The organism is Nocardia sp. (assembly GCF_025465275.1).
Taxonomy (GTDB): domain Bacteria; phylum Actinomycetota; class Actinomycetes; order Mycobacteriales; family Mycobacteriaceae; genus Nocardia.
In genome coordinates this window covers 1-8,728 of record NZ_JAODNK010000119.1, presented here as the reverse complement: position 1 = coordinate 8,728, position 8,728 = coordinate 1, and the positions used below count along the sequence as shown (strand labels likewise).

Below are 8,728 nucleotides of genomic sequence, written 5' to 3'. Positions count from 1 at the left end.
GAGAGCAGGCCGACGATCTGGATCAGTTCGATATCGTCCTCGCCCCGATCCATGGCCAGCAATGCCAGCCCGATCAGAACCGAACATCGGTCGGGGCTGTACCGGACGAGCCATCGACCGGTCTCATGGACCCGCTCCCGATCAGCCCGCAATGCGGCGGCAGCAATATGGTCGTCGCGAACGATCGGCACATCTACGTCGTGGAATGCCCAGGCCAGTTCACTGGGCGGCGCGTCGGGTCGTGCGAAATGGGCGTCCAGGATGGCGGCTGCCGCCATACCCGCGCGACGACTGTCCGAGGATTGCTCTCGCCGTCCGTTGCCATGGTCGTCGTGGTCCGGGTAGGGCTCGCCATTGCGAGGCAGCGGACTGTCCGGGGTGAGGTGATGAAGGTGGAGCGCGTGGTCGTACAGGCTGATCTGGGTTCCGGGCGGCACTGGCCCGGGCGACTCGCTCATGCGCGAGTGGGTGACTCGATTCTTTCGATCATGCACTCGAGGATGCCACATTGAATCCTGCTGAGCGAGTGCATAATCCAGCGTTCGGTCGGAGCGCAGCTCTCCGGTGGGCCGGCGACGCAGGGATCAGGTCAGGGGGTGGGGCAGAGCAGGCCGCCGGAGGGCGGGGGGACGGGGACGATGCGTTCGGGGGCGGGGACCGGGTGTTCGGCGCCGCCACCGGCGGGAGTGGAGCCGTGGGGGGAACCGCCACCGGGGCCGGCGGCGGGCGGGGCTCCTACGTCACCGGAGCTCCATGCTGCTGATGGGTTCAATGTGACCACGGCGGCACAAGCGAACGCTGCGACAAGGCGGCCGATGAGCTGCTTTTGCGTCATGGGGTACGACCGTACAACCAGCTCAACACAATTCGCGGGAACCGACACCTGCACGGAATGTCACGAATGGATCAATTCACTGTGGGAGCAATGAATTCCGTTGCGGTACAAGGCAGCACACGGGCGGAACAGGCCCTTTTCACACGAACACGCCGCTGACGGCGCAAAGAAAGGTTTCCGGCGGCCTTACGGCGTGTCGCACGGGAACTCGAACATCCGTGATGTTCAGTGAATGGCGAGCTCTTGACCGGGAAGGAACGGCATGACTGCTGGACCGGGTTCGAGAACCGCCGTCGTGGCGGCACTGACAATCGTGGCCTGCGCCGCGCTGACCTGCAGTGCGCCCTTCAGCGGCGCCAGCGGGGGCTGTGGCACCGACCTCAACGACGTCAAAGGCGAGTTCACTGCGCAAGAGGGCGCGTTCAATGTGCTGCAATTCGACGGCGCCGGCGGCATAACCTTCCGCAGCGACCGGCACGGGAATGGCACCGGCATCTACGCGATAATCCCCACGGGCGGATTCACCGCGGCCATGAAGATGTCGGACAATGGATCCGAGGACGCGCGGGCGGCCACCGCGGCGGTGAAAAGCATGAAATTCGCCTGCGCCGCACCCGGCACCCAGGTCACCACATTCACCTCACTCGACCAGAACGCCCGGTCATTCGACTACGCCCGATCCTGACCGGATATCGGCGCACCCGAAAACCGCACCGGCCCAGAGAATTCAGCGGCGGAAGCCACGTTCCATGAAGCGCTGCGCCGCACCGCGCCGGAGATCACTCCAGGCTTGCACCGGACCCGTCCACCACGGAGAGATCTCCGGAGGCCGCGAAACAACGGCATGACACACCAGATCCGCGGCTTCGTCCGCGGTGAGGCCGGGGACGCCGGAGAAGTCCGTCGGCGCGCTCATCCGGGTGTGGACCAGCGGCATATAGATGGACGTCGTGGTGACATTGTCGACCGCGATCTCCGTCGCCACCGTGCGGAGCCAGATATCGAAGGCGGCCTTCGAGGCGCCGTAGGCGGCCCAGCGCGGCGCGGGCGGCATCCGGATTCCCCAGGTGGAGATATTGACGATGTGCCCCTCGCGGCGTTCCCGCATGCTCGGGAGCAGAGCCAGCAGCAGGCGCACCGGGCCCAGGTAATTGATATCGATGGTGCGCGTGAAATCGTGGAAGCGATCATAGGATTCGTCGATCGGGCGGCGAATCGACTTGCCCGCGTTATTGATCACCACATCGATATGACCGTGCTCCTCGAGCAGTTCGCGGCCCAGCTCGTCGACAGCATCCATCTCGGTGAGGTCGGCCTGGTACACATGCGCCGTCCCGCCCTCCTCGCGAATCTCGACGGCCACCCGTTCGAGATCGTCGAGGGTGCGCGCCACGAGCAGTACGGTCGCGCCCCCGGCGGCCAGTTTCTTCGCGGAGGCCTTGCCGATGCCGTGCGACGCCCCGGTCACCAGCACCACGCGGCCGGCGATCGCATCGCGCAGGGCCTTGTCGCGGGGTCGGGTGGTCGGATAGAAGAGCCTGGTCGCGACCCGTTCCGCGAAGGGACGGCCGTTCGAACCGGGCTGATCGTCGGACTCCGGCGTCGAGTTCTCACCCACGCCTCGACTGTAACCGCCCGACCGGTACATAACTGGAGTTGAGTGGAAATACCCAGGGCGCGAGGCACTTTCCTGTACCAGGATGAGAGGAGTGAATGGGGAGAGGACGGGGACGATGTCCATAGAGGCGCCGGAACAGCAGACGCCGGAGCAGGTTTCGATCGGCGGGTGGGTGGCCCGCGCCGTAGCGGTGCTGATTTTCCTACCGCTGCGATTGCTCTGGGAGGGAGGCAAGCTCGCGGGGCGGATGGCAGTGGCGGTGCTCGACTACATCGTCGAGAATCTGCTGGTCCCGGTCGCAAAGCTGGCCTGGTACTGGATAATTCGCCCGGCCTGGGCCTTCGTGCGGAATTACCTCTGGGGCCTGCTCATCCAGCAGTTGCTGTGGGGCATGATCCTCACCCCACTGGGTGCCGCGGTGCTCGACTACTTCCTACGCCCGATCAAACGGGCGGTGCAGGACTGGCTGTGGCGAAGGGTATTGCGGCCCGCCCTGATCTGGCTGGTCAACGAGGTGATCGAGCCGGTGGCAACCTGGATCGGCCGCTGGATTCTGAAGCCGATTGCCGGAGCGACAACGTGGGCCGTTACCTTCCTGGTCAAATGGCTCATTGTCTGGCCGCTGCGCCGGCTATGGCGCTGGGTGCTGCGTCCGATCCTGCTACTACTAGCCGCAACGCTCGTGTTCGGCTGGCAGGTCGCCACCACCGTGGTGCGCGTACTGGTGGTGACACCCTGCCGATTCCTGTATCGGACTGTGCTGCAACCGCTTTTCGCGGTCATCGCCAAGGTCTGGCATACCGTCGTGGAACGCCCGGTGCGCTGGCTCTATCTGAACGTGGTCACGCCCATGAACAAGGCCGCATCCGACTTCATGAGCGCGATTTTCGACCACTGATCACGGCGATCACCGCCATACCGGCCAGCAGCACCGCACCCGCGGTGGTGGCCACATGCATGCCATGCACGAAGGAGTCCCGCGCCGCATCGATCAGGGCGCTATCGCCACCGGCATGGGTGAGGGTGTCCCCCAGCGTCGGCCCGAAGTCACCGCCGGACCGGAAGACCAGTGCCGCAAGCGAACCCAGCAGCGCCAGTCCCAGACCATTGCCGAGTTCGAAGCTGGTCTCGGAGATGCCCACGGCGGAGCCGGCGCGCTCGGGCGGCACCGCCGCCACCGCCACCTCCGACACCAGCGTGAACGCCATGCCGAAACCGGCGCCGGCGACCACGGTTCCGGCCACGTACCAGCCGATTCCGCCGTCCACACCGACACCGAGCAGCATCAGATTGCCCAGCGCGGCCATGCCCAGCGCCACCACGAAGGCGGTCCGAATGCCCAGCCGGCGCCCGACCTTCGCCCCGCTCACCGAGCAGACGAAGACCACAACGGCCATCGGAATGCCGAGCAGCGCCGCGCCCAGCGCGTCGCGGCCGGTGACCGACTGCAGGTAGACGCTGGTCAGATAGCTCATTCCGGCGAGAGCCAGCATGCCGACCGTGCTGGAACCTATGGCCACGGAGAACAATCCATTGCGGAACAGGCTCAGATCCAGCAGCGGTTCGGCCAGATGCCGCTGCCTGCGCACGAAAGCGATGAGCAGCAGTACACCGATGAGTCCGATACCGACAACCGGCAGATCGAATCCTTCGGCGGCACAGTGTTTGATGGCGAAGACGATCGGCAGAATGCCGCCGATGGACAACCCCACACTCGGCCAATCCAGTGGACCGCGACCGGCCGCACGATGCTCGGGCAGCAGCAGCGGGCCGAAGACCAGCAGCACCACCAGCACCGGCGTATTGATCAGGAAGACCGAACCCCACGAGAAGTGGTGCAGCAGTACGCCGCCGATGATCGGGCCGACCGCCGAACCGCCCGCGAAGAATGCGGTCCAGACGCCGATGGCGGTGGCGCGCGCCCGCACATCGGGGAACATGGTGGAGATCAACGCCAGACTGGAGGGCAGCAGCGTCGCACCGCCGACACCCATGAGCGCCCGCGCCGCGATCAGCACGGAGGCGCTCGGCGCGAACGCCGCGAGCACCGAGGCCAGTCCGAAGACGGTCGCACCGATGAGCAGAATATTGCGCCGGCCGATACGATCGCCCAGATTGCCCATGGTGATGAGCAGACCGGCGATCATGAAGCCGTAGATATCGAGGATCCAGAGCTGCTGGGTCGCGGACGGATCCAGGGCCTCGGTCAGTGTGGGCATCGCCAGGTACAGCACCGACATGTCCATGGACACCAGCAGTACCGGCAGCAGCAGTACGGCCAGTCCGAGCCAGGCTCGGCGCGAAGTCGTCGCGTCAGGGCGCGCGAGAGTGCGGGTCATCACCTATCCTCAGCTGATTTCGATTCGAAGGCTTCTGCTGACAGCTTCTGCTGAAAACAGCGCGCGTACGTCGTACGCACGACCGGAGTACAGTGTACGCATAACGGCGCTTGAAAGGAAAGAATTCGTCCGATGACCGAGGCCAAGCTCACCCGGGCCGCCATCGTCGACGCCGCCATCACACTGGCCGACGAGTCCGGAATCGACGCGCTGTCCATGCGCCGCATTGCCGAAAGCATGGGCGCCGGAGCCATGTCGCTGTACCGGCACGTCCCCAACAAGGACGCACTACTGGCGGCCATGACCGACGAGGTTTCCCGGCGCAATCCCTATCCCGCACCCGAGGGACAGGGCTGGACCTGGCGAGATCGCGTGCGCATCGCCGCCGAGGTGGATTGGCGGCTGTACCGGGAGCACCCCTGGGTGCTGTTCACCTTCGCGGTGCCGCGCTACAACTTCGGCGAGAACAGCCTGCTCGTATTGAACTGGCTCGTCGAAGGATTCAATGAACTCGGCGTCAGCACCCGCGAGGCCACCCGCATGTCGCTGTCTGTATGGAGCTATATCGCGGGGGTGGCGCTGCAGCACGTGAGCGCCCGCCTGCTCATCGGCCGCGACAGCGAAACCGAGGAATCCTCCGGACTCACCGCACTTCTCGAAGGCGAACCCCGGTGGCCCGCCCCGCCCGCGCTCATCGAACTGCACGGCACCGGCGGCGACGATCTGCTGGACCCGCAATGCCTACTCGACTCCGGCCTCACCGCACTCTGCGATGGCTTCGAGGCCCGCACCCGCCGGTAGCGCGCGATCCCGGGCGAGCGTGTCGCCCCCGTCGTTCCGGCAGGGTTGATTCAGAGTTCGTGTGGATCCCGGCCAAAAACATGCCGGGATGACGAAGGCGGGGCGGGCGACGACACCGCGAGGGTTGACGGACTTGGCGGCGTCATGAATGCCGTTGCGCAGCATTGCCCATAGGCTTGCACGCGGTGCACACTTGCATCGCGGGCGCACATGCATCCGTCGTCAGGGCTCGATGATGCCGTCGAGGTAGACCCAGGACCCACTGTCACGGCGGAAGCGGCTGTTCTCGTGCAACTCGCCGGCCGTGCCCTGCGATCGGTAGTGGGCACGGAATTCGACGGTGCCCTCGGTGTGGAACGGGCCGCCTCCGGTCGACTCGAGGATTTCCAGTCGCTCCCACTGCATTCCGGGGTCGAAGTCGACATCGGCGGGGCGGGTGCTGGGATCCCAGCTGCGCAGCAGGTAGGCCTCGTCGCGCACCGCGAAGGCGCTGAAGCGCGAGCGCATCAGCTGTTCGGCGGTCTTTGCCTGCGCCGCGCCCCCGTGCAACCGCCCGCAGCAGTCCGCATAGTTCGCGGGTAGCCCGCAGGGGCATACCTCGGGAATCGGCTGGGGTTTGCGATGCTTCGCCATGGCGCCCATTGTCCGCGTCCGATTCCCGGGTTCGACCGGCGGTATCCCGGGCTCAGTAGAAACTGCGCCCGACCAGACCGCCCGATACCGACCAGACCTCGACGATCACGCCGTTCTCGGCGCGCAGGATATCGGTGCCGCTCAGCTCGACGGGCTTGCCGTCACGGCCGGTGAAACGGACGCCGTAGGGCCGGGCCACCAAACCTGTTCGGGTGTCGTCCATTTCGACGACCCCGAGGCCCTGCGGTGCGAACTTCACGCCGGGGAGCTGCGCGTGGAAGGTTTCGATCTGCGCGGCAAAGGCTTTCGCATCGTGAATATCGTCGTAGACGGTCGCGCCGGGCTGGGCGTAGCGCAGGGTGAATTCCGGGGCCATGATCTCCGCGGCCAGGGCCAGATCCCCGTTCCACAGGTCGGTCCACCGGTCGTACAGCTCGATGCCGAAGTCGCGCATCATCACTCCTCAATAGTCTCTTTGAGACGGTCTCGCAGCAACTAAGCTATAGTCTCAGCGATACGGTGTCAATGGGCGAGCGAAAGGAGCCACGGCATGACGGAGGTCGGCCACCAGGACCACATAGTGCTGGGATTGATCGCCAGGCACGGGCCGCTCACCCCGTACGAGCTCAAGGCCAGGATCGAGGAGAGCGTCGAATACTTCTGGCCGATCCCGCACGCCCAGTTGTATCGCATCCCGCCGCGCCTGGCCGAGCAAGGACTGCTGCGCGAGGAGGCCGAGACCAGCGGCCGGCGGCGACGGGTCTTCCATCTGACCGACACCGGCCGCGCCGAATTGACCCGCTGGCTGGCCGACCCCAGCGCACCGCCGCCCGAGACCCGCGATCCGGCGCAGGTGAAACTCTTCTTCGCCGATCTCGGCGGGCCCGGAGACGTGGTGGCGCTGGCACACACACAGGCCGCCGAGCACCGCCGCTGGCTGGATCTCTACCGCACATTGCATACGGAAATCGATCCCGACGACAGCGAGCGGGCGGTGTCGCGGGCGCGCATCCTGCGGCTGGGCATCAGCCATGAGCAGGCGTACGTCGACTTCTGGGAGGATCTGGCCGCACATCCCGACGGCGGGCCGGGTGCGCGGAGCTGACTACTCGCCGTCGACCACGACGGCGTAGGCGAATCCGTCCCAGCCCTTGCCGCCCACGGTCTGCAGCACGGTGGCTTCCAATCGTGGTTCGGCGTCGAGCAATTCGATGACCTCGCGGCTGGCGCGCACGGCCGCATCCGGCGAATCCGGATTCGCGATGCCGCCATTGCGGACCACATTGTCGACGATGATGACCGAACCCGGCTTGGTCAGCCGCAATGCCCACTGCACATAGTTCGCGTTATTGACCTTGTCGGCATCGATGAACACCAGGTCGAACGGCTCCGGGTGCTCCTCGGCCAGGACGGGCAGGCTGTCCAGCGCGGCGCCTACCCGAATCTCGACCCGGTCCCCCACCCCGGAGCGATCCAGATTCTCCCGCGCCACCTCGGCATGCTTGGGCTCGAACTCCAGGGTCAGCACCTGGCCCTGCTTGCCCACGGCCCGCGCCAGCCAGGTGGTGCTGTATCCACCAAGCGTGCCGATCTCGAGCACCCGCTGCGCCCGCGCGGACTTGGCGATCAGGTAGAGGAACTTGCCCTGCGGCGGCGATACGTCGATGGCGGGCAGCCCGGCGGCCGCATTCGCGGCGAAGGTCGCCGAATCCCCGTCTCCCACCAGGGTGTCCACCAGATAACGATCAACTTCGGCCCAGTCTGATGTCGTCATACCGGCAAGTCTGCCACCCGCACGCGGCGGGTGGCCTCCCTTTAATTCGGCATGATCGCGGGCCGGACGACTCAGAACAGGAAGTAGCGCTGCGCCATCGGCAGTTCCGTGGCCGGCTCCTCCGCCCACACCTCGCCGTCGATGCGCACGGTGAAGGTATCGGGATCCACCTCGATGCGCGGCATGGCGTCATTGCGCGGCATATGCGCCTTGGTCCGCTTGCGAACATTGGCCACCGGCACCAGCTTCCGATTGACCCGGAGCCGATCGGCGAGGCCGTCCTCGATGGCCTGCTCGGAGACGAAATGCAGCGAAGTCCCCGCCGCCACCGCTGGCGAGGCGCCGAACATCGGTCGCGGCAGCACCGGTTGCGGGGTCGGAATGGAGGCGTTCGCATCACCCATGGCGGCCCAGGCGATCATGCCGCCCTTGAGCACCGCATGCGGGCGCACCCCGAAGAACGCCGGCTCCCACAGCACCAGATCGGCCAGCTTGCCGACCTCGACCGAACCGATCTCGTGATCGAGACCGTGGGCGACCGCCGGGCAGATGGTGTACTTCGCGATATAGCGCTGCACCCGATTATTGTCCGCCGCACCATCGCCCGGCAGCGCGCCGCGACGGCGCTTCATGACGTGCGCGGTCTGCCAGGTGCGCATGACCACTTCGCCGATGCGGCCCATGGCCTGGGAATCACTGCCGATCATGGAGATGGCGCCCATATCGTG

The 8,728-nt window shown here is 66.1% G+C and carries 12 protein-coding genes; 4 read left to right on the top strand and 8 right to left on the bottom strand.

Translation table 11 applies throughout. The annotated features are described in order from the left end of the window. Both JWN03_RS26595 and JWN03_RS26590 read right to left on the bottom strand, forming a co-directional pair. The coding region (locus JWN03_RS26595; RefSeq protein WP_297620638.1) for a hypothetical protein at positions 1 to 458 on the bottom strand (458 nt) is incomplete at its 3' end. 131 nt (positions 459 to 589) lie between these two features. Further along, positions 590 to 835, bottom strand: a complete 246-nt coding sequence (locus JWN03_RS26590) for a hypothetical protein (protein WP_297620635.1) — start codon at positions 833 to 835, stop codon at positions 590 to 592. Between the two features lie 262 nt (positions 836 to 1,097). On the opposite strand from JWN03_RS26590, the gene JWN03_RS26585 reads away from it, so the two are divergent. Continuing rightward, positions 1,098 to 1,520, top strand: coding sequence for a hypothetical protein (locus JWN03_RS26585; protein WP_297620632.1), 423 nt, complete (start codon positions 1,098 to 1,100; stop codon positions 1,518 to 1,520). Between the two features lie 42 nt (positions 1,521 to 1,562). Here JWN03_RS26585 and JWN03_RS26580 read toward each other — a convergent pair whose 3' ends face one another. Further along, a complete protein-coding gene (locus tag JWN03_RS26580) occupies positions 1,563 to 2,453 on the bottom strand; it encodes an SDR family NAD(P)-dependent oxidoreductase (RefSeq protein ID WP_297620629.1) in 891 nt (296 codons plus the stop codon). 115 nt (positions 2,454 to 2,568) lie between these two features. Between JWN03_RS26580 and JWN03_RS26575 the strand changes: the two genes are divergently transcribed. Next, on the top strand, positions 2,569 to 3,351 hold the full coding sequence (locus JWN03_RS26575; protein WP_297620626.1) for a hypothetical protein: 783 nt from the start codon (positions 2,569 to 2,571) through the stop codon (positions 3,349 to 3,351). Here JWN03_RS26575 and JWN03_RS26570 read toward each other — a convergent pair. Then, entirely contained in the window at positions 3,326 to 4,792 is a 1,467-nt protein-coding gene (locus JWN03_RS26570) for an MFS transporter (RefSeq protein WP_297620622.1), read from the bottom strand. The genes JWN03_RS26575 and JWN03_RS26570 overlap by 26 nt on opposite strands. Positions 4,793 to 4,924: 132 nt before the next feature. Here JWN03_RS26570 and JWN03_RS26565 point away from each other — a divergent pair, with 132 nt between their 5' ends. Continuing rightward, positions 4,925 to 5,593 (top strand): TetR/AcrR family transcriptional regulator, encoded by a 669-nt coding sequence (locus tag JWN03_RS26565; protein ID WP_297620619.1) that lies wholly within the window; start codon positions 4,925 to 4,927, stop codon positions 5,591 to 5,593. Positions 5,594 to 5,815: 222 nt separating this feature from the next. Here JWN03_RS26565 and JWN03_RS26560 read toward each other — a convergent pair whose 3' ends face one another. Together JWN03_RS26560 and JWN03_RS26555 are read right to left on the bottom strand one after the other, a co-directional pair. Continuing rightward, positions 5,816 to 6,226, bottom strand: coding sequence for a YchJ family protein (locus tag JWN03_RS26560; RefSeq protein WP_297620617.1), 411 nt, complete (start codon positions 6,224 to 6,226; stop codon positions 5,816 to 5,818). Between the two features lie 52 nt (positions 6,227 to 6,278). After that, positions 6,279 to 6,680 (bottom strand): nuclear transport factor 2 family protein, encoded by a 402-nt coding sequence (locus JWN03_RS26555; RefSeq protein WP_297620614.1) that lies wholly within the window; start codon positions 6,678 to 6,680, stop codon positions 6,279 to 6,281. A gap of 96 nt (positions 6,681 to 6,776) precedes the next feature. Here JWN03_RS26555 and JWN03_RS26550 point away from each other — a divergent pair, with 96 nt between their 5' ends. After that, a complete protein-coding gene (locus JWN03_RS26550) occupies positions 6,777 to 7,331 on the top strand; it encodes a PadR family transcriptional regulator (protein ID WP_297620612.1) in 555 nt (184 codons plus the stop codon). On the opposite strand, the gene JWN03_RS26545 is transcribed toward JWN03_RS26550, so the two are convergent. Together JWN03_RS26545 and JWN03_RS26540 are read right to left on the bottom strand one after the other, a co-directional pair. After that, positions 7,332 to 8,000, bottom strand: coding sequence for an O-methyltransferase (locus JWN03_RS26545; protein WP_297620609.1), 669 nt, complete (start codon positions 7,998 to 8,000; stop codon positions 7,332 to 7,334). It lies immediately after the preceding gene. A 71-nt stretch (positions 8,001 to 8,071) separates the two neighbouring features. Continuing rightward, positions 8,072 to 8,728, bottom strand: a 657-nt coding sequence (locus JWN03_RS26540) for an amidohydrolase family protein (protein WP_297620606.1), incomplete at its 5' end; no start/stop codon positions are given.

What these genes read in the sequence shown, in the direction of transcription:
- JWN03_RS26590 (WP_297620635.1), bottom strand. Translation starts at nt 835, where the DNA reads ATGACGCAAAAGCAGCTCATCGGCCGCCTTGTCGCAGCGTTCGCTTGT.
- JWN03_RS26570 (WP_297620622.1), bottom strand. Translation starts at nt 4,792, where the DNA reads ATGACCCGCACTCTCGCGCGCCCTGACGCGACGACTTCGCGCCGAGCC.
- JWN03_RS26545 (WP_297620609.1), bottom strand. Translation starts at nt 8,000, where the DNA reads ATGACGACATCAGACTGGGCCGAAGTTGATCGTTATCTGGTGGACACC.
- JWN03_RS26550 (WP_297620612.1), top strand. Translation starts at nt 6,777, where the DNA reads ATGACGGAGGTCGGCCACCAGGACCACATAGTGCTGGGATTGATCGCC.
- JWN03_RS26565 (WP_297620619.1), top strand. Translation starts at nt 4,925, where the DNA reads ATGACCGAGGCCAAGCTCACCCGGGCCGCCATCGTCGACGCCGCCATC.
- JWN03_RS26585 (WP_297620632.1), top strand. Translation starts at nt 1,098, where the DNA reads ATGACTGCTGGACCGGGTTCGAGAACCGCCGTCGTGGCGGCACTGACA.
- JWN03_RS26560 (WP_297620617.1), bottom strand. Translation starts at nt 6,226, where the DNA reads ATGGCGAAGCATCGCAAACCCCAGCCGATTCCCGAGGTATGCCCCTGC.
- JWN03_RS26575 (WP_297620626.1), top strand. Translation starts at nt 2,569, where the DNA reads ATGTCCATAGAGGCGCCGGAACAGCAGACGCCGGAGCAGGTTTCGATC.
- JWN03_RS26555 (WP_297620614.1), bottom strand. Translation starts at nt 6,680, where the DNA reads ATGCGCGACTTCGGCATCGAGCTGTACGACCGGTGGACCGACCTGTGG.